Raw genomic sequence first — 22,678 nt, 5'->3', positions numbered from 1 at the left:
AGGGTGACCATCCGAGTGGCCCTCGAGCACCGCACGGCCTACGAGTTCGCCGAGCCCGTCCACGTCTACCCGCACACGATCCGGCTGCGGCCGGCGCCGCACTCGCGGACGCCGATCCCGAGCTACTCGCTGCGCATCGACCCGCCCGAGCACTTCCTCAACTGGCAGCAGGACCCCTTCGGCAACTGGCTGGCCCGAGTCGTCTTCCCCGACAAGGTCTCCCGCCTCGAGATCACCGTCGACCTCACCGCCGACATGACGGTCATCAACCCCTTCGACTTCTTCGTCGAGGACTGGGCCGCGACCTTCCCCTTCGCCTACCCGGAGCAGCTGCGCGAGGACCTCGCGCCCTACCTGCGCCCCGTCGACGACGGCGCGGAGGGCAGCGGCCCGGCCCCCGAGGTGAGCGCGTGGCTCGAGCAGGTGCTGCCCGGCCTGCTCACCGGGCCGCGCGACGCGCAGGTCGGCGAAGGCACCCCGATCGTCGACTTCATCGTCGGCCTCAACCGCGCCGTGCGCGAGAGCGTCGACTACACGGTGCGTCTCGAGGCCGGCGTGCAGACCCCGCAGCACACCCTCGAGCGGGGCATCGGCTCCTGCCGCGACTCCGCCTGGCTGCTCGTCTCCGCGCTGCGGCAGCTCGGCCTCGCCGCCCGCTTCGTCTCCGGCTACCTCGTGCAGCTGACCGCCGACCTCAGCGCCGTCGGCGACGACAGCCTCAACGGCCCGGCGCAGGACTTCACCGACCTGCACGCCTGGGCCGAGGTCTACGTCCCCGGCGCCGGCTGGATCGGCCTCGACGCGACCTCCGGCCTGCTCTGCGGCGAGGGGCACATCCCGCTCTCGTGCACCCCGCACCCGGCCTCCGCCGCACCGATCAGCGGCGCGACCGCCCCGACGCAGGTGAGCTTCGACTTCAGCAACACGGTGACCCGGTTTGCCGAGGACCCACGCGTCACCAAGCCGGTGAGCCAGGAGCAGTGGGACCGGATCACCGAGCTCGGCGAGGCTGTCGACCGGCTGCTCGTCGAGGGCGACGTGCGCCTGACGATGGGTGGCGAGCCGACCTTCGTCGCGGCCGGCGGGACCAAGGACCCGCAGTGGCACACCGCCGCCGACGGGGAGGAGAAGCGCGAGCTCGCCATGGCCCTCGCCCGGCGCCTCTCCGGGCCCGGCACCCTGCGCCACCACGGCCAGGGCAAGTGGTACCCCGGCGAACCGCTCCCCCGCTGGCAGATCGGCCTGAGCGAGCGCACCGACGGCGAGCCGCTGTGGCGCGCGCAGGAGCTGCTCGACGACCCCTGGGGCGAGGCGCGCGCGGAGTCCGGCTCGCCGGAGGCCGCGGGCGCCGCCCGCGACCTCGCGCTCGGCATCGCCCGGCGGCTAGGCATCCCGCCCGAGCAGCTCGTCGCCGCCGTCGAGGACCCGCTGCAGCAGGTCGTCACCGAGGCCCGCCTGCCCCACGGCGACGGCCCCTCCGCCGGGGACGTCGCCCCCGACAGCGAGGACGCCGCCGACGCCGAGCACCGCGCGGCCGTCGTCGCGCGGGTCGACGAGCAGGTCGACCTCGACACCCCGGCCGCCTGGGTGCTGCCGGTCTTCCCCGCCCCCGACGGCGAGGGCTGGGCGACGACGACGTGGCGCACCCGCCGCGGCTTCCTCGCCCTCGTGCCCGGCGACTCGCCCGCCGGTCTGCGGCTGCCGTTGTCCTCGATCGCCTGGACGGAGGGCCCCGACCAGCCGGAGCGGTCCCCCTTCGACCCGCGCGGAGCGCTGCCCGCCCTCGACCCGACGACGCTGCCGGCCAGCGATGCCGCACCCGCCCGGGTGCTGCCGATCGACGAGTCGCCGCGCACCGCCCTGGCCGTGCAGCACCGCGACGGGCACCTCTTCGTCTTCCTGCCGCCGGTGTCGCACCTCGAGGACGCCCTCGAGCTCGTCGGCGCCGTCGAGGGCGCCGCGGTCGAGACCGGCCACGCGGTCGTCCTCGAGGGCTACCCGCTGCCGGGCGACGACCGGGTCCGCACGATGTCGGTGACGCCCGACCCCGGCGTCATCGAGGTCAACGTCGCGCCGACCGCCTCGTGGGCCGAGCTCGTCGAGCAGACCGAGGGCCTCTACGAGCACGCGCGCCAGATCCACCTGTCGACGGAGAAGTTCGACCTCGACGGCGCGCACACCGGCACCGGCGGCGGCAACCACCTGACGCTCGGCGGACCGACGGCCGCCGACAGCCCGCTGCTGCGTCGACCCGACCTGCTGCGCTCGCTCGTCACCTACTGGCAGCACCACCCGGCCCTGAGCTATCTCTTCTCCGGGCGCTTCATCGGCCCGACCTCGCAGGCGCCGCGCGTCGACGAGGGCCGCGCCGACACGCTCTACGAGCTCGAGATCGCCTTCGCGCAGCTCGACCACGTCATCGCGATGGAGCACGTCGAGTCCGACGTCACCGAGCCGCTCGACGAGACCTTGCGGCCCAAGCGCGACACGCGCCCGTGGCTCGCCGACCGGCTGCTGCGCCACCTGCTCACCGACATCACGGGCAACACGCACCGGTCGGAGTTCTGCATCGACAAGCTCTTCGCGCCCGGCTCCGAGCGCGGGCGGCTCGGGCTGCTCGAGATGCGGGGCTTCGAGATGCCGCCGCACCCGCGGATGGCGCTGCTGCAGGCGCTGCTCGTGCGCGCGCTCGTCGCCCGCTTCTGGGCGGAGCCCTACACGGGGCCGCTCGTGCACTGGGGCACCCGGCTGCACGACCGCTACCTGCTGCCGGCCTTCGTCGCCGCCGACCTGCGCGACGTCCTCGACGACGTCAACCGCTACCTGGAGCGGGCCGGGGCCGGGCGCATCGACCCGGCGTGGTTCGACGCCTTCCTCGAGTTCCGCTTCCCGCGGCTGGGGGACACGACGATCGCCGGCGTCGAGCTCGAGCTGCGCACCGCGATCGAGCCGTGGCACGTCCTCGGCGAGGAGGTCAGCCAGTTCGGCACCGCCCGCTACGTCGACTCCTCGGTCGAAAAGGTCCAGGTCCGCGCCGTCGGCCTCGTCGAGGGCCGGCACGTCGTCACGTGCAACGGCGTGCCCGTGCCCATGGTCCCCGTCGCCGAGCAGGGCTGGGGCGGTCCCGTCGGGGCGAAGGGGAGCTCCGGCGCCTTCGTCGGTGGCGTCCGCTACCGCGCCTGGGCGCCGCCGTCGGCGCTGCACCCGACGATCGGGGTCCACGGTCCGCTCGTCTTCGACCTCGTCGACCGGTGGACCGGCCGCTCGCTCGGTGGCTTCACCTACCACGTGACCCACCCGGGCGGCGTCGCCTACGACACCTTCCCGGTCAACGCCGCGTCCGCGGAGTCGCGCCGGGCGGCGCGCTTCGTCGCGAGTGGTCACACCCCCGGCCCGGTCGACCTGGCGGCACTGCCCGACCCGATGACGGGCTTCGGCCCGGCCGTCACCGATTTCCCCGTGACGCTCGACCTGCGCCGCTTCCCCGGCACGGACCGGCAGCCGGGCACCGAGGACGAGTTCGCCGCCCCGCCGACCGAGGCGGTCGACCCGGGCATGCCTCCGGTCGACGGTGAGCCGGTCGTCGAGATCACGGCGGAGGGCCCGGTGCAGGAGACCGTGGGCGCTCCCGACGACCAGGCCTGAGCCCCGGGGAGCCCGCCGGCAGCCGGCGCCGATCTCCCCTTCGAACTCTGCAAAACCCTAGGGTCCTGCGGAGTGGGCCGGGGGAACTTCGCAAGACCCTAGGGTTTTGCGAAGTTCGGGGGCCGGACGGCGTGGGGAGCGCTCCCCCTGCCGTCAGCGCGGCGGATTCCCTAGGCTCCGACCATGAGTCCGGTGACCCACGGCGCTGACACCGCGCGCCTGCACGAGATCGCCGCCCAGCTCGGGCGGTGCGCCGACGACGTGCGCGACGTCGGCACCACGGGCAGCCGGCTGCTGACGGTGCTCGGCGACGCCTGGCAGGGCCCCGACGTCGAGCACTTCGCGCACGGCTGGGCCGGCGCCAGCCGGGTCGTCGACGACCTCGCCAGCCGGCTCGACGGCTTCGCCGGCGACCTGCGGCGACAGGCCGGGGACCAGGACGAGGTGAGCACGACAAGGCCGGGGGGCGCCCCCTTCGCCCCGGGCGTGAGCCCCGAGCCCGCCGCCGGGGACGGCGACACGGACACCAAGCCGGGACACGGCCTGACCAAGATCGGCCGCTCCCCCGGCGCCGAGCTGCCCGAGGGGCTCGACCCGGACGACCCCGGCGTGCCCGAGCTGATGCAGACGGAGCAGGGCCGCGAGCTGCTGCAGTGGCTCGCCGACGAGGGCATCGAGGTCGTCGTGGGAGGCAACGGCGGCACCTACTACAACCCCGGCACCGACGTCATCGTCCTCGGCTCCACGGCCGACGAGTGGTCGCTCATCCACGAGGCGAGTCACGCCCGCTCGGACGTCGAAGGACTGACCGTCGAGACCACCGAGGTCACCCGCGACGAGTACGTCACGGCGAAGATCGACGGCGAGGTCGAGGCGATGGCCCAGGAGGCCTACTACTACCAGGCGACCGACGGCGAGAGCGCGCTGTCGGTCGACGAACAGCACATCACCAACTACCTCGTGGCCCACGACGAGGCCGTCGCCGCCGGCGCGAGCCCCGAGGAGGCCGACGCCGCCGGGCGCGCCGCGATCCGCGAGCTCTTCGAGAGCGGCTACTACTCCCCGTCGACGGGCGACGGCGACGAGACCTACATGGACTACTACGGCGAGCAGTGGGACGAGGACAACTCATGACCGACATCGCGACCATCTCGACGACGACGGACGAGCCGATGCTCGCGTCGGTCGTCTCCGACGCCAGGACCCGTCTGCGGCCCGTGCCCGTGGCGGCGCTGCGCGGGTGGCGGCTCCTCGACGTCCTCTGGCGCGGCCCCTCGCACCCGGCGCGGTGGTTCGTCGCCGTCGCCGACGACGGCCGGGTCGTCGTGCTGAGCGGCCATCCCGAGCGCTGGGCGCAGATCGACGGCACCCGGGTGGGCTCCGCCGACGAGGCGCTCGAGCTGGCGACCGCGCGGGCCGATGCCACCCGTGACATGGCGAAGGGGTGGCAGCTCCTGACCTCTGCCGATGACCTGCGCCTCCGCCCCGCCACCGGGGCGGACGCCCGGCAGCAGGTCGACGAGGCGAGGGAGCAGGTGCGCGCGCTCGCCGAGCCGCCCCGGGTCGCGGGTGACGGGCCCTGGCAGGTGCGGCTGTGGTCGGTCACCGACGGCGACCTCGTGCTCCACGAGGTGACCGTGGCGCCGGACGGCGCGGTGACCGAGCGGACCGGCGTCGAGCTCGCCGGCCTGCCGGTGCCGATCGCGCGCTGAACACCTCGATCCGCCCGAATAGATTGCGCGCAAACCAATTGCGTGCAATGCTTCAGAGGTGCAGACGGACCACCAGCTCGACCAGCAGATCTGCTTCGCCCTCTACTCGGCGTCGCGCTCGGCGACCGCGGCCTACCGCGACGGCCTCGCCGAGATCGGGCTGACGTACACCCAGTACGTCACCCTCCTCGCCCTGTGGGAGCGCGACGGCCGCACCGTCACCGAGCTCGGCGAGGCGCTGCACCTCGACAGCGGGACGCTCTCCCCCCTTCTCAAGCGCATGTCGGCGAGCGGTCTCGTCGAGCGCCGTCGCGAAGGGGAGGACGCCCGCCGCGTGACGATCCACCTGACCACCGCCGGTCGGGACCTCGAGACGCAGGTCGCGGCGATCCAGCGCCGCCTGTACGACGCCGTCGACATGGAGCCCGAGGAGCTGGCGACCCTGCGTCGCCTGGCCCAGAGGTTCTGCGCATCCGTCGGCGACCCCACCCCCACCCAAGGAGCATGACGATGAAGACTCTCTACACCGCAGAGGCCCTCGCCACCGGTGCCGGCCGCGACGGGCACGGCCGCACCAGCGACGGCCGCCTCGACCTCGACCTCGCGATCCCCCAGGAGATGGGCGGGTCGGGCGAGGGGACCAACCCCGAGCAGCTCTTCGCCGTCGGCTACGCCGCGTGTTTCCACTCGGCGCTGCAGGCCGTGGCCCGCGCCGGCAAGGTCGACGTCGCCGACTCCGCCGTCGGCTCGCGCGTGCACATCGGCCCCAAGGAGGGCGGCGGCTACCAGCTGGCCGTCGAGCTCGAGGTCACCCTGCCCCACCTCGACGCCGAGGCCGCCCAGCAGCTCGCGGACCAGGCACACCAGGTCTGCCCCTACTCCAACGCGACGCGCGGCAACATCGACGTCACCGTCACGGTCACGCAGGACTGATCGCCGATGACCCAGATCCCCACGACCACCCGACAGATCGTCCTCGCCTCGCGCCCGCAGGGCGCGCCGACGGCCGACAACTTCCGCCTCGAGACCGTTGAGTTGCCGCCGCTCGCCGACGGCCAGGTGCTCGTGCGCAATGTCGTCATGTCGGTCGACCCCTACATGCGCGGTCGGATGAACGACGTGAAGTCCTACGTCGCCCCCTTCGAGATCGACGCCCCGCTCGACGGCGGCGCCGTCGGCGAGGTCATAGCCTCCCGCTCCGACGACGTCGCCGTGGGCCAGCACGTGCTGCACGGCCTCGGCTGGCGCGAGCACGCGGTGCTCCCGGCGAAGTCCGTGCGGGTCGTCGACACCGACGCCGCGCCCGCCTCGACCTATCTCGGCGTCCTCGGCCTCACCGGCCTGACGGCCTACGTCGGGCTGACCGCCGTGGCCGGCATGCGCGAGGGTGACACCGTCTTCGTCTCCGGCGCGGCCGGCGCCGTCGGGCAGGCCGCCGGCCAGATCGCCAAGGCGCTGGGCGCCGGCCGGGTCGTCGGCTCCGCCGGCTCGGCCGACAAGGTCGCCCGCGTGGTCGAGCTGGGCTACGACGCGGCCTTCAGCTACCGCGACGGTCCCGTCGCCGAGGGGCTGGCCTCGGTCGCGCCCGACGGCATCGACGTCTACTTCGACAACGTCGGCGGCGAGCACCTCGAGGCCGCGATCGGCGCGCTGTCGACCTTCGGTCGGGTCGCGATGTGCGGGGCGATCTCGCAGTACAACTCGACCGAGCCGCCCTCCGCACCCCGCAACCTGGCCCTCGCCATCGGCAAGGGGCTGACCCTGCGCGGCTTCGTCGTCGGTCAGTACCCCGAGCTCGTCGCCGAGTACCACTCCCGGGCGCCCCAGTGGCTCGCCGAGGGGCGGCTGCGTTCGGACGAGACCTTCCGCGACGGTCTCGACGCCGCCCCGCAGGCCTTCATGGACCTGCTCGACGGTGCCAACATGGGCAAGATGCTCGTCCGTCTCTGATGGCGCCCTCACTCATGTGGTTCCGCCGGGACCTGCGCCTGCGCGACCACCCAGCCCTGCGGGAAGCCGCATCACGCGGCGCGGTGCTCCCCCTCTTCGTCATCGACCCGACGATGTGGGGGCCGGCCGGTGCGGCGAAGACCGCGTGGCTGGCCGCCACCCTGCGAGCACTTGACGCCTCCCTCGACGGTCGCCTCGTGATTCGGCTCGGCGACCCGGCCGAGGTCGTGCCGCGCGTCGCCCGCGAGGTCGGGGCCACCTCGGTCCACGTCAGCCGGGAGAACGAGCCCGGCGGCGTCGAGCGCGATCGTCGTGTCGTCGCCGCGCTGCGCGAGATCGGCGTCGAGGGTGTGGCCACCGGCTCGCCCTTTGCCGTCGACCCCGGCACGGTGCGGACGAAGGGAGGCACCCCCTTCAAGGTCTTCACCCCCTTCGCCACCGCGTGGCGCGAGCACGGCTGGGACGAGCCGACGAGTGCGCCGCGTGGGGTCGAGTGGATCGAGGCCGACACCGACGGCCGGGTCGAGGCGATGCTCGACAAGGCGGCCCGCGAGTGCCCGATCGACCTGCCGACCGCGGGCGAGGACGCCGCCCGGCGGCGCTGGGTGCGCTTCCGCGACGAGGCGCTGGCCGACTACGACCACGATCGCGACCTCCCGGCGGTCGAGGGCACCTCGCGGATGTCCGCGGACCTGCACCTCGGGGTCGTCCACCCCCGCCAGCTGCTGCACGACCTGCGCGGGGAGCGCGGCGCGGGTGCCGAGAGCTACCGCACGGAGCTCGCCTGGCGGGAGTTCTACGCCGACGTGCTCTGGGCCAACCCGGACTCCGCGTGGCAGGACCTGCGGCCGCTCCCCCTTCGCTACGACGAACCGCAGGACGCCATCGAGGCGTGGCGCGAGGGGCGCACCGGTTACCCGATCGTCGATGCCGGCATGCGCCAGCTGCTCGGCGAGGGATGGATGCACAACCGGGTGCGGATGGCCACGGCGAGCTTCCTCACCAAGGACCTGCACGTGTGGTGGCCCGTCGGCGCGCGGCACTTCCTCGAGCACCTCGTCGACGGGGACCTCGCGTCCAACAACCACGGCTGGCAGTGGGTCGCCGGCACCGGCACGGACGCGTCCCCGTACTTCCGTGTCTTCAACCCCGTCACGCAGGGCAAGCGCTTCGACCCCGACGGTGCGTACGTGCGCCGGTGGGTGCCGGAGCTGGCCCATCTCGAGGGCGCCGCAGCGCACGAGCCGTGGAAGCACGACGACGGGTACGCGCACGACTACCCGGAGCGGATCGTCGACCACGCGGAGGAGCGGCTCGAGGCCCTGGCGCGCTACGACGAGGCGACCTGAGGCGAGCTGCTCGCCGGGTCGGGCATCACGCTGCCCCGACTGCGCTCGTCAGTCCGCGTCGACGCCTCGCTCGACGGTCGTCGTCACCCGCGTCAGGCTGGGTGACGCGGGCGTGGAGCTGAAGCCGAATCGTGGCGGCGGCGTGACCGGGGTGAGGCCGCCGATGGACTGGCCCGACCAGGTGCCGGACAGCGACGTCACCTGCCGCTGGTCGTGCGCCCCGTAGTACTCGCGCCGCCCACCGCCGGCGCTGCCGACGGTGCGCACCCCCGGAAGCAGCCGCCGCGCGATGGGGTCGGCGAGATGCGCGAAGGCGCGGCTGCGCCCCACCCGCTCGGGCACGGTTCGCAGGACCAGGCCGAGGGCCGTGCGCCCTCCCAGACCGATCGTGCACCGCAACGGGCCTGCGTCGAGGCGCCACACGTCATCGTCGACCTGCAGGGCAACCGGGCCGACCCGGACCTCGTCGAAGGAGTACGTGGCGGCGACGTACTGAGCGACCTCGTCGTCCGGCGCCAGCAGGACCCGACGGTCGTCAGGCGTCGCGACCATGACATCGGTGAAGGCCCCGAGGGGCGAGTCCCACCAGTCGCCGACCACCAGCCGCAGCCCGCTGCTGCTGCCCGCCCCGAGGATGCGCCCGTGGAAGCGCTCGAGGAGGGTGCGGGTCACGGCGTGCCGTCGTCACGGCCGGCGACCCGGGCGAGGGTCAGCGAGAAGTCGTCCGCCGCGTCGGTCCAGCTCGTCACCGGCTCGAAGCCGTGCTCGGTCAGCTCGTCACGGAGCAGGCCGAGGTCGAACTTGCGCGAGATCTCGGTCCGCAGGTGCTCCCCCTTCGCCAGGCGCCACGTGCGACCGATCCCGGTGAAGTCGGCCGTGATGTCACGCACCGCACGCAGCCGCATCTCGATGCGCGAGGCGCGGTCGTCCCACGCGGCCTCGTGGACGAGGTCGTCGCGGGACAGGCCCGTGACGGGCGTGGTGCGGGTGATGACGTCGACGAGGTTGAGGTTGAAGCGCGCGGTCACTCCTGCCCCGTCGTCGTAGGCCGCGACGAGCCGGTCCGGGTCCTTGACGAGGTCGGCGCCGAGGAGCAGGTGGTCGCCCGGGGCGAGGGCCGCGTGCACCATGTCGAGGAACCCGGAGCGCTCGTCCTCCTCGAAGTTGCCGATCGTGCCGCCGAGGAAGACGAGCAGGCGTTCGCCCGGCTCCCCCGACAGCGGTGGCAGGTGGTGGAAGTCGGCGACCGCCGGCTCCACCCTCAGGGCCGGGTAGTCCGTGCGCAGACGGTCGGCGGCTTCGAGGAGGACCTCCTTGCTGATGTCGAGGGGCGCGTAGAGCGCGGACCGCCCCTGCGCGGTGAGGGCGTCGAGCAGCTCACGGGTCTTGGTCGCCGTGCCCGCCCCCAGCTCGTGGAGGCTGCGCGCGCCGCTCAGCGCGATGATCTCGCCGCTTCGGTCGGAGAGGATCTCCCGCTCGGCACGCGTCGGGTAGTACTCGGGCAGGGTGGTGATCTCGTCGAAGAGGCGGGAGCCCCGCTCGTCGTAGAACCAGCGTGGCGGCAGGGTCGCCGGCTGCGACCAGAGGCCGGAGCGCAGGTCGGCCTCGAGCTCGGCGCGGCTCACCGGGCGAGTCGCAGTCCGGAGAAGGCCCACCGGGACGCGGCGGGGAAGAAGTTGCGATAGGTCGTGCGCGGGTGGTCCGGCGGGGTGACCGCTGAGGCGCCCCGCAGGACGTGCTGGTCGTTCATGAACTTGCCGTTGTACTCGCCCACGGCGCCCGGGGCCGTCTCGAATCCCGGGTACGGCAGGTACGCACTCGCCGTCCACTCCCAGACGTCGCCGAAGGTGACCTCGGCCGCGGGCCCGGGGTGGCAGCGCTCGGGGTCGAGCAGACCGCCGTGCGTCTGGTGACCGCTCACGGCGCGGGCCTCCCACTCCTGCTCGGTGGGCAGGCGGTGGCCCGCCCACCGGGCGAAGGCATCGGCCTCGAAGAAGGAGATGTGGCACACCGGCTCGGCGGCCACCACCGGACGGCGTCCCGACAGGGTGAAGGTCGTCCAGCCGTGGTCGTCGTCCCGGCGCCAGTAGCCGGGCGCGTCCCACCCCGTGGCCTGCAGGGTCGCCCACCCGTCGGAGAGCCACAGGTCGGGGCGGGCGTAGCCGCCGTCGTCGATGAACCGGACCCACTCGGCGTTGGTCACCTGGCGGGTGCCGACCTCGACGTCGTCGAGCCACACCCGGTGACGCGGGCGCTCGTTGTCGAAGGCGAAGCCGCTGCCGTCGTCTCCGATGTGCGTGACCCCACCGGGCACGTGCGTCCAGCGCTGCGGGACCGGGTCGGCCGCGGGGTCGGGGTCGAGCGCCCGCTCGACGTAGACCGGTTGGAGGACATTGCCCGAGAGGAGGTGCTTGAGGTCCATGAGGAGCAGCTCCTGGTGCTGCTCCTCGTGGTGGCAGCCGAGCTCGACGAGGTCGAGCAGCGCCTCGTCGAGGGTCCCGTCCTCGAGCCGGGCGACGAGCTGCTCCTCGACGTCCTGGCGGTAGGCCGCGACCTCGGCGACGCCCGGGCGGGTCACGTGTCCGCGCGCGGCGCGGGGGTGACGCTCCCCCACGGCCTCGTAGTAGCTGTTGAAGAGGTAGCGGAAGGCGGGGTCGCGCGGTTGGTAGGCAGGGTCGGCGCCGAGGACGAACTCCTCGAAGAACCACGTGGTGTGGGCTCGGTGCCACTTCGTCGGGCTGGCCTCGGTCATCGACTGCGGCGTCTGGTCCTCGGGACCGAGGTCCCGGGTGAGCCGGTCGGTCCGTGCCCTGACGGCGAGGAACCGCTCGGTCAACGCGGCGAGATCTGGTCGGGGTGAGATCGTGGTCATGCTGTCCTCCATGCGACGGAGGTTGACGACCACCGTCGGGCACCGGGGAAGTGGAGCTTCGGACGGGTTCCACGCTACGCGCTTCCCCCGACGAGCGAGCGTCGTGGCCCCGGGTGGGGGCGGCGCGACACGTCGGGGGACGCGGCGTCGCTCAGAGGCTGACGGTGCCGGTGTCGCCGAGGTCGGGCCGCCCGTCGCTGACGAGTCCCTTGGCCATCTGGACGACCGTCGCCACGGTGCCGGGCGAGGTCCAGTAGCGCGCGGTGTCGGCCGTGACCGTGATCAGGGTGCTGTTCGGGTCATCGGGGCCGCCCTCCATGAAGGCACCGGCCGACGCGTCCCACAGCCGCCCGAGCAGCTCCCGGTCGTCGTTGCGACGGGCCGTGCCGCTGACGCTCACCCAGCCGTCGTCCGTGGCGTACGCGATGTTGACCTCGGGGTGGGTCGTGATCGCCCGCACCTTGTCGGTGTCGGCCTCGGTGATGAAGTGGATGGTGCCCGGGTCGTCGAGGTCCTGGGTGCCCATCGGCACCGACACCAGACGTCCGTCCTCGACGTGGGTGAGGACGGCGATCCTCGTCTCCCGCATGATCTTGGCGACGGTCTCGATCTCGGTCTCGCTCATCGTGCGCTCCTTGTGCTCTCGGGGCGGTCTTCGCCGGCTGACTACCCGCTCCACTCGTGTCGACACACGGGACCCGCGGATCTGAGGCACCCGACAGCGCACCTGACCGATGTCGGGGCCCGCCTCGGGTGCTCCGTGCCGAGCCGGGCGCCGCGACGCGCGGCGAGGCCGTCTCGCTCGCCCGGGACGCCGGCCTGATCGGCTGAGGCCTTGTCGCCCCCTTCGCCAGTTGGGAGGGTGGAGCCATGAGCGATCTCAAGAGCCTGGCCAGCGACCTCCTCCGCCTGCACCACACCGACGAGACCCTCGTCCTGCCCACCGTCTGGGACGTGTGGTCCGCGCGTGCGGTCGTCGACGCGGGCTTCCCCGCCCTGACCATCGGCAGCCACCCGCTCGCCGACTCGCGCGGGCAGCAGGACGGCGAGGGCATGACCCTGGACGACGCGCTCGACGGCATCCGTCGGATCTGCTCGGCCGTGCGCGTGCCGGTGAGCGCCGACGTCGAGTCCGGCTACGACACCCCGGCCGCAGAGCTCGTCGAGCGGGTCCTCGACGCCGGTGCGGTGGGCATCAACGTCGAGGACACCGTGCACTCTCAGGACCGGGTGCGCGAGGTCGCCGAGCACGCCGACTACATCGGGGCGCTCCGCCAGGCCGCCGACGAGGCCGACGTCGAGCTCGTCATCAACGCGCGCACCGACGCGCTGCTCCACGGCACCGACCGCTTCCCCGACCCGGTCGCCGAAGCGATCACCCGCATCCGGGCGTGCGAGGAGACCGGCGCTCGCTGCGTCTACCCGGTGAAGATCCCCGACGCCGCCACCCTCGCCACCCTCATGGGGGCGACCTCGCTGCCGCTCAACGTCACCGCCCACCCCGTCGACGGCGCCCCCTCGGGATCCCTGCAGGAGCTGCGCGACGCGGGGGTGCGCCGGGTGACCTTCGGCCCGCTGCTGCAACAGGCGCTCACCCAGTCGGTCGCCGAGCTCACCGGCCCGTGGCTGGGCCGGGCCGGGTTGGCCGGCCAGCCGGGCTGACGTCCGGCAGACTCGGGCGCATGCGGCCCCTCCCCCAGCACTGGCAGCTCGCGAGCACCGAGGTCGAGCACGAGGGGCGGCACTTCCCCCTGCGCATCTGGGGGTGGTCGCTCGAGTCGGCCGCCGACGCGGCCGTGCGCGCGCAGCACCGGCTCGCCGCGGCCGTCGACCAGCTGACGCGCGGGCGGGCCGGCTTCGACTACTACCCCCGCACGCCCCTGCGCGAGGAGGTCCTCCACGAGGTGCGCGGCGCCGACGGTGCACTGATCGGGGCCGTGACGCGCAACCGGATGGGCGTCGAGGTGCTCAACACCGATGTGCTGCTCGTGGCCGACGTCGACCTGCCGGCTCCGCAGCGCAAGCTGTTTCGCACCGTGGAGCCCGACCCCGGGCCCGCGCTCGAGCGCATCGCCCGGTGGGCGGCGAGGCACCCCGACCTCGGGGTGCGCACCTATCGAACCGCAGCCGGCCTGCGGGTCATCATCACCGGCCTGGCGAGCGGGCCTCCCGACCTGACGACCCTCGTCGACCTCGGCTCGGACGACCTCTACGTGCGGCTGTGCGGACTGCACCAGACCTCCCGGGCCCGGCTGACGCCGAAGCCCCACCGGGTCGGCATGCCGAGGATCCACGTGGGCTGGCCGTACCTCGGTGGCGCCGAGCGGACCGCGGAGAGGTGGCTCAGGGACTACGAGCGGGCATGCGCCCGCCGTGCCGTGTGCGAGCTGCTGTCGGTGACCGGCCCCGCCCCGGACGGAGACGCGTCCGTGCTCGTCGACCTGCACGACCGGGTCACCCGGGCGACCTCCGGGCAGCAGCTGGCGTGAGCAACTGGCGTGAGCCGGCCTGGGCGCGGTCCTGCACGGGCGCGGGCCGGTCCCGCGCGGGTCACAACCAGCGCCGCACGCTCGCCACGTAGTCGCCGTAGGTCGAGCCGAATCGGTCGCGCAGCGCCTCCTCCTCGGCCGAGACCTGGAAGGTGTCGATGACCCCGACGAACCCGGCCACCGGCAGGATGGCGAGCAGGTCGCGGCGGTGGATCGCGTAGCCGGCGAGCAGCAGGGCGTCACCGAGGTAGATCGGGTTGCGGGAGTAGCGATAGATGCCCTGGCGCACGACCTTGCTCGCGTCGGCCGGACGGGTCGGATCGAGGGTCGTGCCCGCGGCGCGGATCTCCCGGATGCCGGCGGCAGCGACCCCCAGGCCGACCGCGGCGACCGCCGCTCCGAGGAGCGAGGTGGCCGGTGACGTGGACGCCCCGCGGCTCAGCAGGCGTTGGGCCGCGAGCGAGGCCAGCCCGACGACGGGCGGCGAGCGCAGGATCGAGAGGGGCTCCATGCACCAACGGTAGTCGCGTCGGCGCTCCGTGGACAGGCCCCGACGATGACGAGGAACCTCACCCCCTCCGCGAGTCGAAGAAGATCCGCGACCTGGATGTCGCGCTCCTTCTTCGACTGGCCATTCCCGGGCCGGGCTGTGCCGCGACCCAGCGGTCCGGACAATGAGTCAGTGTGACTCAGTGCCCCCGGCGCGGTACCCGGTCGGGGTGAAGCCGAGCATCCTGCCGAACTCGCGTGTGAGGTGGGCGTGGTCGGCGTAGCCGAGGTCCGCGGCGATCGTCGACAGGTCGGCTCCAGGCTCCTCACGGACGCGCTCGGCCGCCTCCTGCAGCCGGCGGCGACGGATGATCTCCCCCGGGCTCATCCCGACGTGCGTGCTCGCCAAGCGCTGCACGGTGCGCACGGACGCACCCAGTCGCGCGGCGAGGTCGTCGACCCGCAGCAGGGAGGGGTCGCTGTCGGCCAGCTCGACGAGACGTCGGGCCGGGACCGCGTCGGGATCCGCGGCCACCGCCGCCCCCACCTGCGTGGCGAGCCAGACCTCGAGCAGCCGCGCTGCGGCGGTGTGCCGTTCGTCCGCGTCGCCCGGGCCGTCCATGACCCGGGTGACGTCCGCGTGGAGGCGGGTCGCCCCCTTCGTCTCGGTGTCGCGGTCCCGCAGCGTGCCCACGTCGCCGACGAGCGCATGGGCCGCCCCCGGACGCAGCAGGGCGCCCACGACCCAGCCGCGCCCGGTGAGGTCGCGCCGCCAGGCCCGGGAGACCGGGCCGTACACCCGCACCGCATCGGCCTCGACGACGAGCTGGCACGCAGGGAAGGGCAGCGTCAGCGCCTCGTGCACCGCCCCCTCCGGCAGGTCCCACTCCGGCAACCAGAACCACCGCGCGAGGGGCTCTCCTTCCGCCGTCGGGAGGATCCGGGAGACCGGCGCCCGGGCGTCCGGACGCAGCTGGCCCTTGCGCAGGATCGCCTCGCTCACGGGCCGAGCGTAGGGGCACCCACGAGGTTGGCGCAGATCTTCAAGCGTCCCGCCCTCGGGCTGCCTAGCGTCGTGCCCATGGACACCACCACCGCAGCGACCGGCCAGCACACCGACCACGGCGTGCCGCACGGGTTCACCAGCCTGACCCCCTTCCACACCGTGCAGGATGCGCAGGGCGCGATCGCGTGGTACGCGCGGGTCTTCGGCGCGCGCACGGTCGACGTGACGCACATGCCGGACGGGAAGGGAGGGACGCTCGTCGCGCACGCGACGCTCGACTTCGGGCGGGGCCGGCTGCAGATCTCCGACCCGATGCCGGACTTCGGTCTCGTCGCACCCCACGAGGACGACGTCGTCTGCTCCTCGATCGCGCTCTACGTGCCCGACGTCGACGCCGTGGTCGCCGAGGCGCAGGCCGCGGGCGCGACGATCCGGGAGCCGCTCGCCGACTTCGTCTCCGGCGACCGCTTCGCCTCGATCCGCGACCCGCACGGGCTGCGCTGGGCCGTCATGACCCGCGTCGAGGACCTGTCCGACGAGGAGTCGGCGGCGCGGGTGCGGGAGTGGGCGGCCGGGCAGGGGTGAGCCCGGCCGCCCCCGCGGTCAGCTCGGGCGACGCTTGGGCGCGTTGGCCTCGGTCAGGCCGGCGTCGCGCTCGACGTGCTCGCCGAGGACGGCATCGATCTGCGCCAGGACCTGCGGCTCGAGCGTAACGCCGGACGCGGCGACGTTTTCCTCCACCTGCTCCGGGCGGGAGGCGCCGATGATGGCCGCGGCGACGTTGCGGTTCTGCAGCACCCACGCGACGGCGAGCTGGGCCATCGACAGGCCGACCTCGTCGGCGATCGGCCGCAGCCCCTGGACCGCGGTGAGCAAGGCATCGTCCTGGACCCGGCCGGAGATGGAGCCGCCGACCTCCTCGTGGGCGGCGCGGCTCCCTTCGGGCAGGGGCTGACCGGGCTGGTACTTGCCGGTGAGGATGCCCTGGGCGACCGGGCTCCACACGATCTGCGAGAGGCCGAGCTCCTCGCAGGTCGGGACGACCTCGCCCTCGATGACCCGCCAGATCATCGAGTACTGCGGCTGGCTCGAGATGAGGCGGATGCCGAGCTCGCTCGCCAGGCGGTGGCCCTCGCGGATCTGCTCGGCAGTCCACTCGCTGACGCCGATGTAGAGCGCCTTGCCCTGCCGCACGACGTCGGCGAAGGCCTGCATCGTCTCCTCGAGCGGCGTCTCGGTGTCGAAGCGGTGCGCCTGGTAGAGGTCGACGTAGTCGGTCTGCAGCCGGCGCAGCGAGCCGTCGATCGACTCGCGGATGTGCTTCGCGGACAGGCCGGAGTCGTTGTGCCCGCCAGGGCCGGTCGGCCAGTAGACCTTGGTGAGGATCTCGAGCGACTCACGCCGCTCGCCCTTGAGCGCCTCGCCGAGGACGCTCTCCGCCTTGGTGTTGGCGTAGACGTCGGCCGTGTCGAAGGTCGAGATGCCGTGGTCGAGCGCCGCCCGCACGCAGGCGGTCGCGGCGTCGGCCTCGACCTGCGAGCCGTGGGTGAGCCAGTTGCCGTAGGCGATCTCGCTGATCTTGAGACCACTCTTGCCGAGGTATCGGTACTCCATGCGGCTCACGCTACGCCCGGTCAGGGCGTGACGTTGAGCCGCCCGAGGACGACCTGCGCGATGCCCTCGTCGCCGGTGACCTGCACGTCCGCCTGCTCCGGGTCGATCCGGCCGCCGGTGAGCAGCAGCCACGTGGCGTCGTCCATCGCGAGGGTGACGTCGCTCCCTTCGCTCGGGTCGAAGGGAGCAGCCCTCCCGTCGTCGCCGACCCGGGCGGCGAGCACCCGGCCCTGCGGGCCGGAGATCTCGGCGACGACGGCCGTGCCGACGGGCAGCCGGCGCAGGGCTACGGGGAAGGCGCGGGTCATGATGCCGGCGACGTGCACGGCCCCGACCCCGGTCGTCGTCAGGGGGCGGCCCGTCGCCCGGCGGATGTCCTGCTCGTGCACCCACAGGTCGATCGGGCGGTTGCGCAGCAGCGTCGCCAGGTCCCACCCGAGCGCGCCGACGATGCCGGGCGCCGGCTGCGACGGGTCGGTGAGGTCGAGCCCGGCGAAGACCCCACGGCGACGCGCGCACGCGGTCTCGAACTCGTTGAGCAGCTCTGCGGCAGAACGCCCCCGACGGGCCTCGACCCCGACGTGCGTGAGGTCGGTCGGCATCGGCTGGTTGGCCCGGGACTCGACGTCGATCTCCCCACCCTCGGGCTGCGGCATGCCGGCGGCCTCCGACTCGAGGTGCGCGAGGTGGGCGAGCACGTCCTGGACGGTCCAGCCCGGCAGCGCCGGCCGGTCCCAGTCGTCGTCGCCGAGGTCGCGCAGGACGGCGAGGAGGTCCTGGGAGGCCTGCTCCCAGAGGTCGAGCGGGTCAGGTCGCGTCATGGCCTCACCCTAGGGTGCGAGGATCGGGCCGTGACCACGGACGGACTGGACAGCTCCCCCCTTCGCGCTGTGCTGCTGGGATGCGGTGATCTCGGGATCCGCGTCGGCACCGCGCTACATGCGAAGGGGGTGGACGTCACCGGGGTGCGTCGCACCGTCGCGGCCCTGCCGCCGCACATCCGGGGCGTGGCCGCTGACCTGGTGGCCGGCGACGTGCCCGACCTGCCGGCGGACCTGCTCGTCATCACGATGACCCCGGACCGGCGCGATCCTGCTGGCTATCGCACGACCTATGTCGAGGCGGTGCGGCGTGGCCTGGATGCGGTGCTGCGAGGCGGCACTCCTCGGCGGGCAGTGCTCGTGTCGTCGACGAGCGTCTACGGCGACCTCGAGGGAGATCTCGACGAGACGACAGCCGTTGCGCCACAGGCGGATCGGCCGCAGATCCTCCTCGAGTCGGAGGCGCTCTTGCACGCGGCCCTCCCCCACGGCACGGTGCTGCGCCTCAGCGGTCTCTACGGGCGGCCCGGCAGCCGGCTCGTGCAGCGGGTGCAGGCCGGCGACAACCCCGACCCCGGGCGCTGGACCAACCGGATCCACCGCGAGGACGCCGCCGCCGTGATCACCCACCTGCTGACGATGGCCGCGGACCCGGCAGACCTCTACGTCGGCACCGACGACGAGCCGGCGCTCGCCGGCGACGTGCGCGACCTCGTGGCCGACGAGCTGGGGGTCCCGCGGCCCGAGCCCACCGGGATGCTCGAGCCGACGGGCCGGCGCCTGCTCAACGCGCGCCTGCGGGCGACGGGTGTGGAGCTGCGGTACCCGACCTATCGCGAGGGGTACCGGGCGATCCTGCGGCAGCAGGGCTGACGACGATCAGCCGCCCTCGCCGGCGTCCTCGCGGACGTCCTGCCACTGGTCGGCGTAGTACTCCTCGTAGCCCTCACCGGTGGTCGAGGTCTCGAACTCGACGGCGCCGTCCTCGCCCGCCACGAACATCTCACGCACCCGCTCGCGCCCCGCGGCGTCGGCCTCCTCGGGTGTCTTGCCCGCGTCGATCGCCTCGGTGTAAGCCGTGTCGTAGTTGACCTCGGTGGTGGACCGCTCGATCGGGTAGCCACGCATGCGCATCTCCTTGTCGTAGTAGATGCCCTCCGTCGTGGCGTCGACCTCGTTGTCGATCTGACTCCGGACGTAGTCCTCCTGCGACACCTTGGTCGCGTCCGCACGAGTGCCCTCGGCGTCCCACTGGGCGTGGCTCGCCTCGTGGATCGCCGACGAGCCGTCCGCCGAGCTCGCGATGTACATCGTGTTGCTCTCGGGGTCGTAGTAGGTGCCCGAGCCCTCGGCCGGCGCCAGCGTGACGTCGTTGTCCGTCATCCACTGGAGGGTCTCGCGGCCACGCGGCGAGGCCATCAGCTCCTGGACCAGGGGGTCGTCGGGGTCGGCTCCCGCGGGGAGGGTGACGCCGTCGACGCCGGGGTCGTCGGGTCGCTTGTCCTCGGGGACCTCCGTCACGGGGTCCTCGCCCCACAGCCCCACGCTCTCGAGAACGCCTCGCATCCGGTCGAACACGCTGCCCGGGCGCTCCATGGGACCGTCGCCGTCACGGTGCGGCTCGGGAGAGCCGTCGGTCGCGGCGCTGCTGGGCCCCGGACCGCCCGAGCCCGAGCCGCCTCCGCCACCCGAGCGGCTGCTCGTCCGCTCCTGGTCGGCGGCCTGGCGCTGCAGCTCCTGCTCGAGGCGGCTGAGCATGTCGGCGGCGGCGTCGATCCTGGGCCGGGCCGCGCTCCACTCGGCGGCGAAGTGCTCCATGTCCGGGCCCATCCACGACTCCGCGAGGACGGTCACGAGCTGGCTGCCGGTCACCCCCACGGTGCGGGTCGCATGGGCGTTGGCGCGCAGACCACCCGCGATCTGGTCGAGTCGCGTGGTGTCGGCGCCTTCGCTGACCGGTGCCATGTCCTCCCCTTCGTCGCCGGGCCGTCGCCCTGTGCAGCCCTGTGCCACCGACCCTACGGAGGCGGCAGGCCGGCTGCGATGGGGAGGCCTCCCCTTCCTATGCTGACCGCATGGATCTGCAGGAGATGCTCGACCAGGCCGCGACCGGCGACGTCCACGTCGAGGAGGGCTGGGGGCAGGGCCGCGCGACCTTCGGCGGGCTCGTCGGCGGGCTGCTCGTCTCGGCGATGCTGCCGCACGTGCCGCAGGCGGCATCACTGCGCAGCCTGACGGTCAACTTCGTCGCGCCGGTGGCGCCGGGTGCGGCGCAGGCCGAGGTCGAGGTGCTGCGGTCGGGCAAGAGCGCCACCCAGGTCCTGGCGACCCTGCGGCAGGAGGGCGCTCCCGTGGCGGTCGCGCTCGGTGCCTTCGGCACGCCGCGCGAGTCGGCGATCAGCGTGGCGCCGACCGCCGAGGCACCGCAGATGGCGGCGCCCGAGACGATCGAGCCCTTCCCCCACATCGCCGGCATGACGCCCGACTTCTTCCAGCACCTCGACATGCGGCTGGCCGACGGCGGCTTCCCCTACTCCGGCGCGAGCACCTCGCACATGGACGGGTGGATGCGCTTCCGGCAGGCGCCGCCGACCTTCGACATCCGGCACTTCGTCACGCTCGTCGACTGCTGGCCCCCGGCGATCGTGCAGATGCTGTCGGAGCTCAAGCCGGGCAGCAGCATGACGTGGACCCTCGAGATCGTCGACGACGTCACGGCTGAGCCCGACGCGCACTGGCCCTACGCCGTGCGCACCGATATCGCCGGTGGCGGCTACGGGCACACCGACGCCCGCGTCTGGCACCCGGACGGGCGGCTCGTCGCGATCAGCCGGCAGACGGTCGCGGTCTTCGGCTAGGGAGCCGCGCGCGATCTGCGGCCGAGCCGCCGTGGGACAAAGACACCCCGCGTCCGTGGAGACGCGGGGTGTCTTTGACTCGCGACCGATCAGGCCGACGAAGGGAGGAAGCTCCCGTCAGCGGCGGCCGCTGCGACCGGAGCTGCTCGAGGAGAAGGCGACGACGCTGCCGCCGCGCGAGGCACCCTGGCGGTTGCCGCCCTGGCCCCCGCGACGCTGACCGCCGCCGTTGCCCTGGCTGCCACCGCTGCGCGACTGGCCGCCCTGGCCGCGGCCGGAGCCACCGCCCTGACCGCCGCCGTTGCGGTTGCGCCCGGCGCCGCCGCGCTCGCCGCGGCCGGATGCCTGGCCGCCGGAGGCGCCACGGCCCTGCGAGCTGCGGCCGCCCTGACCGCCTCGGCCACCCTGGCCACCTCGACCACCGCCGCGGTTACCTCCCTTCGCCCGGCCGTTGCCCTGCTGGGCAGGAGCCTCGACGACGAAGGGACCGGGGAAGGTGCGCTCGCCCGGGGCGAGCTCGGCGAGGAGCTCGTGGCCGACGCCGACGCGGGTGGTCGTCGGCTTGATGCCGGCCTTGCGGGTGAGGTCGCGGACGTCGCGGACCTGATCGTCGGTCATGAGCGTGACGACCGTGCCCTCGGCGCCGGCGCGCGCGGTGCGACCGGAGCGGTGGAGGTAGGCCTTGTGCTCGACCGGCGGGTCGGCGTGGATGACGAGCGAGACGTCGTCGACGTGGATGCCGCGGGCGGCGATGTCGGTGGCGACGAGGGTCTGCGCGGTGCCCGAGTGGAAGGCCTCCATCGTGCGGGTGCGCGCGTTCTGGCTGAGGTTGCCGTGCAGCTCGACCGCGGGGACACCGGCGGCGTTGAGCTGGCGGGCCATCTTCTTGGCGCGGTGCTTGGTGCGGGTGAAGACGACCTTGCGGCCCGGCGCGGCCACGAGGTCGGTGAGGACCGGCAGGTGGTCGTTGCTGCTGATGTGCAGGACGTGGTGGGTCATCTTCGCGACGGGCGACTGGGCCGAGTCGGCCTCGTGGGTCACCGGCTGCTCGAGGTAGCGCTTGACGATCTGGTTGATCGCGCCGTCGAGGGTCGCGGAGAAGAGCATCCGCTGGCTGCCGCGCGGGGTCTTGTCGAGGATGCGCTTGACGCCCGGGAGGAAGCCGAGGTCGGCCATGTGGTCGGCCTCATCGAGGATCGTCACCTCGATGGCCGACAGGTCGACGTGACCCTGGCCCATGAGGTCCTCGAGGCGGCCCGGGCAGGCAACGACGACGTCGACGCCGGCGGCGATGGCCTTGACCTGGGGGTTCTGGCCGACGCCGCCGAAGACGGTGCGGCTGCGCAGGCCCACGGCCTGCGCGAGCGGGGTGAGGGAGTCCTCGATCTGGATCGCGAGCTCGCGGGTCGGGGCGAGGATCAGCGCGCGGGGGCGCTTGGCCTGGCGGCGCGTGCCCGACTCGACGAGGCGGGCGACGAGCGGCAGGAGGAAGGCGTAGGTCTTGCCCGAGCCCGTGCGCCCGCGGCCGAGCACGTCACGGCCGGCGAGGGAGTCCGGCAGCGTGGCCGCCTGGATCGGGGTCGGGGTGGTGATGCCCTGCTGCTCCAGGACGGAGGTCAGGGAGGTGGGCACGCCGAGGTCGGCGAAGGTCGTGGTCGTCACGAAAAAGGGTGCTCCAGACGGAGTCATGATGCTTCGGTTCTGCCCGGCGCGGGTCATGCCTGCTGCTGGGCAGGGGACGCTCGCGGCGCGATGGCATCGTTGCAAAAGGAGAAGCAGCTCGCTGCAGAACTGAACGGCTGCTTCGTCGAGTGTAGCGGCGAAGGGGGTGGCGCCCGACCGTGGGTGTCGTCGGCAGCTGCCAAGCTGCGGA

General features: G+C 73.3%; 22 protein-coding genes. 12 read left to right on the top strand and 10 right to left on the bottom strand.

Annotation, left to right across the window (positions count from 1 at the left end):
• Positions 1–3: 3 nt before the first annotated feature.
• The 7 genes from ACQBJO_RS01075 to ACQBJO_RS01045 all read left to right on the top strand — a co-directional run bounded on the left by ACQBJO_RS01075 (position 4) and on the right by ACQBJO_RS01045 (position 8,656).
• Positions 4–3,645, top strand: coding sequence for a DUF2126 domain-containing protein (locus tag ACQBJO_RS01075; RefSeq protein ID WP_421007998.1), 3,642 nt, complete (start codon positions 4–6; stop codon positions 3,643–3,645).
• Between the two features lie 183 nt (positions 3,646–3,828).
• On the top strand, positions 3,829–4,779 hold the full coding sequence (locus tag ACQBJO_RS01070) for a WXG100 family type VII secretion target (RefSeq protein ID WP_421007997.1): 951 nt from the start codon (positions 3,829–3,831) through the stop codon (positions 4,777–4,779).
• On the top strand, positions 4,776–5,357 hold the full coding sequence (locus ACQBJO_RS01065) for a hypothetical protein (protein ID WP_421007996.1): 582 nt from the start codon (positions 4,776–4,778) through the stop codon (positions 5,355–5,357). The genes ACQBJO_RS01070 and ACQBJO_RS01065 overlap by 4 nt, the downstream gene beginning before the upstream one ends.
• 58 nt (positions 5,358–5,415) lie before the next feature.
• Positions 5,416–5,865, top strand: a complete 450-nt coding sequence (locus ACQBJO_RS01060; protein ID WP_421007995.1) for a MarR family winged helix-turn-helix transcriptional regulator — start codon at positions 5,416–5,418, stop codon at positions 5,863–5,865.
• Positions 5,866–5,867: 2 nt separating this feature from the next.
• Entirely contained in the window at positions 5,868–6,290 is a 423-nt protein-coding gene (locus ACQBJO_RS01055) for an organic hydroperoxide resistance protein (RefSeq protein WP_421007994.1), read from the top strand.
• A gap of 6 nt (positions 6,291–6,296) precedes the next feature.
• The gene (locus tag ACQBJO_RS01050) at positions 6,297–7,307 is read left to right on the top strand and encodes an NADP-dependent oxidoreductase (protein WP_421007993.1); all 1,011 of its coding nucleotides are present in this window, start codon (positions 6,297–6,299) and stop codon (positions 7,305–7,307) included.
• Positions 7,307–8,656, top strand: a complete 1,350-nt coding sequence (locus ACQBJO_RS01045; protein ID WP_421007992.1) for a cryptochrome/photolyase family protein — start codon at positions 7,307–7,309, stop codon at positions 8,654–8,656. Before ACQBJO_RS01050 ends, ACQBJO_RS01045 begins: the two co-directional genes overlap by 1 nt.
• 48 nt (positions 8,657–8,704) lie before the next feature.
• Here ACQBJO_RS01045 and ACQBJO_RS01040 read toward each other — a convergent pair whose 3' ends face one another.
• From ACQBJO_RS01040 to ACQBJO_RS01025, 4 genes are all read right to left on the bottom strand, one after another.
• Positions 8,705–9,328: a hypothetical protein gene (locus tag ACQBJO_RS01040; RefSeq protein WP_185221334.1), complete on the bottom strand. Its 624-nt coding sequence runs from the start codon at positions 9,326–9,328 to the stop codon at positions 8,705–8,707.
• Positions 9,325–10,281: an L-histidine N(alpha)-methyltransferase gene (gene egtD, locus ACQBJO_RS01035; RefSeq protein WP_421007991.1), complete on the bottom strand. Its 957-nt coding sequence runs from the start codon at positions 10,279–10,281 to the stop codon at positions 9,325–9,327. Before egtD ends, ACQBJO_RS01040 begins: the two co-directional genes overlap by 4 nt.
• Positions 10,278–11,528 (bottom strand): ergothioneine biosynthesis protein EgtB, encoded by a 1,251-nt coding sequence (egtB, locus tag ACQBJO_RS01030; protein ID WP_421007990.1) that lies wholly within the window; start codon positions 11,526–11,528, stop codon positions 10,278–10,280. Before egtB ends, egtD begins: the two co-directional genes overlap by 4 nt.
• Positions 11,529–11,679: 151 nt before the next feature.
• Complete coding sequence (locus tag ACQBJO_RS01025) at positions 11,680–12,153, bottom strand: pyridoxamine 5'-phosphate oxidase family protein (protein ID WP_421007989.1); 474 nt, start codon at positions 12,151–12,153, stop codon at positions 11,680–11,682.
• 245 nt (positions 12,154–12,398) lie between these two features.
• On the opposite strand from ACQBJO_RS01025, the gene ACQBJO_RS01020 reads away from it, so the two are divergent.
• Both ACQBJO_RS01020 and ACQBJO_RS01015 read left to right on the top strand, forming a co-directional pair.
• Complete coding sequence (locus ACQBJO_RS01020) at positions 12,399–13,190, top strand: isocitrate lyase/PEP mutase family protein (protein ID WP_421007988.1); 792 nt, start codon at positions 12,399–12,401, stop codon at positions 13,188–13,190.
• Positions 13,191–13,210: 20 nt separating this feature from the next.
• Positions 13,211–14,017 (top strand): hypothetical protein, encoded by an 807-nt coding sequence (locus ACQBJO_RS01015; RefSeq protein WP_421007987.1) that lies wholly within the window; start codon positions 13,211–13,213, stop codon positions 14,015–14,017.
• Between the two features lie 61 nt (positions 14,018–14,078).
• Here ACQBJO_RS01015 and ACQBJO_RS01010 read toward each other — a convergent pair whose 3' ends face one another.
• Positions 14,079–14,528, bottom strand: coding sequence for a methyltransferase family protein (locus ACQBJO_RS01010; protein ID WP_114204388.1), 450 nt, complete (start codon positions 14,526–14,528; stop codon positions 14,079–14,081).
• Positions 14,529–14,696: 168 nt separating this feature from the next.
• Positions 14,697–15,509, bottom strand: a complete 813-nt coding sequence (locus tag ACQBJO_RS01005) for an AraC family transcriptional regulator (protein ID WP_421007986.1) — start codon at positions 15,507–15,509, stop codon at positions 14,697–14,699.
• Between the two features lie 78 nt (positions 15,510–15,587).
• On the opposite strand from ACQBJO_RS01005, the gene ACQBJO_RS01000 reads away from it, so the two are divergent.
• Entirely contained in the window at positions 15,588–16,097 is a 510-nt protein-coding gene (locus tag ACQBJO_RS01000; protein WP_430407138.1) for a VOC family protein, read from the top strand.
• An 18-nt stretch (positions 16,098–16,115) separates the two neighbouring features.
• Here ACQBJO_RS01000 and ACQBJO_RS00995 read toward each other — a convergent pair whose 3' ends face one another.
• Together ACQBJO_RS00995 and ACQBJO_RS00990 are read right to left on the bottom strand one after the other, a co-directional pair.
• The gene (locus ACQBJO_RS00995) at positions 16,116–17,126 is read right to left on the bottom strand and encodes an aldo/keto reductase family protein (protein ID WP_421007984.1); all 1,011 of its coding nucleotides are present in this window, start codon (positions 17,124–17,126) and stop codon (positions 16,116–16,118) included.
• Between the two features lie 20 nt (positions 17,127–17,146).
• A complete protein-coding gene (locus ACQBJO_RS00990) occupies positions 17,147–17,947 on the bottom strand; it encodes a maleylpyruvate isomerase family mycothiol-dependent enzyme (protein WP_421007983.1) in 801 nt (266 codons plus the stop codon).
• Positions 17,948–17,977: 30 nt separating this feature from the next.
• On the opposite strand from ACQBJO_RS00990, the gene ACQBJO_RS00985 reads away from it, so the two are divergent.
• Positions 17,978–18,820, top strand: a complete 843-nt coding sequence (locus ACQBJO_RS00985) for an SDR family NAD(P)-dependent oxidoreductase (protein WP_421007982.1) — start codon at positions 17,978–17,980, stop codon at positions 18,818–18,820.
• A 6-nt stretch (positions 18,821–18,826) separates the two neighbouring features.
• On the opposite strand, the gene ACQBJO_RS00980 is transcribed toward ACQBJO_RS00985, so the two are convergent.
• A complete protein-coding gene (locus ACQBJO_RS00980) occupies positions 18,827–19,912 on the bottom strand; it encodes a hypothetical protein (RefSeq protein ID WP_421007981.1) in 1,086 nt (361 codons plus the stop codon).
• 110 nt (positions 19,913–20,022) lie between these two features.
• Here ACQBJO_RS00980 and ACQBJO_RS00975 point away from each other — a divergent pair, with 110 nt between their 5' ends.
• Positions 20,023–20,805 (top strand): acyl-CoA thioesterase, encoded by a 783-nt coding sequence (locus tag ACQBJO_RS00975; protein ID WP_421007980.1) that lies wholly within the window; start codon positions 20,023–20,025, stop codon positions 20,803–20,805.
• A gap of 117 nt (positions 20,806–20,922) precedes the next feature.
• On the opposite strand, the gene ACQBJO_RS00970 is transcribed toward ACQBJO_RS00975, so the two are convergent.
• Complete coding sequence (locus ACQBJO_RS00970) at positions 20,923–22,494, bottom strand: DEAD/DEAH box helicase (RefSeq protein ID WP_421007979.1); 1,572 nt, start codon at positions 22,492–22,494, stop codon at positions 20,923–20,925.
• Positions 22,495–22,678: the final 184 nt, after the last annotated feature.

This window comes from Janibacter zhangyanbonis (genome assembly GCF_050507325.1).
Classification (GTDB): domain Bacteria; phylum Actinomycetota; class Actinomycetes; order Actinomycetales; family Dermatophilaceae; genus Janibacter.
This window is presented reverse-complemented; position numbering and strand designations above follow the sequence as displayed.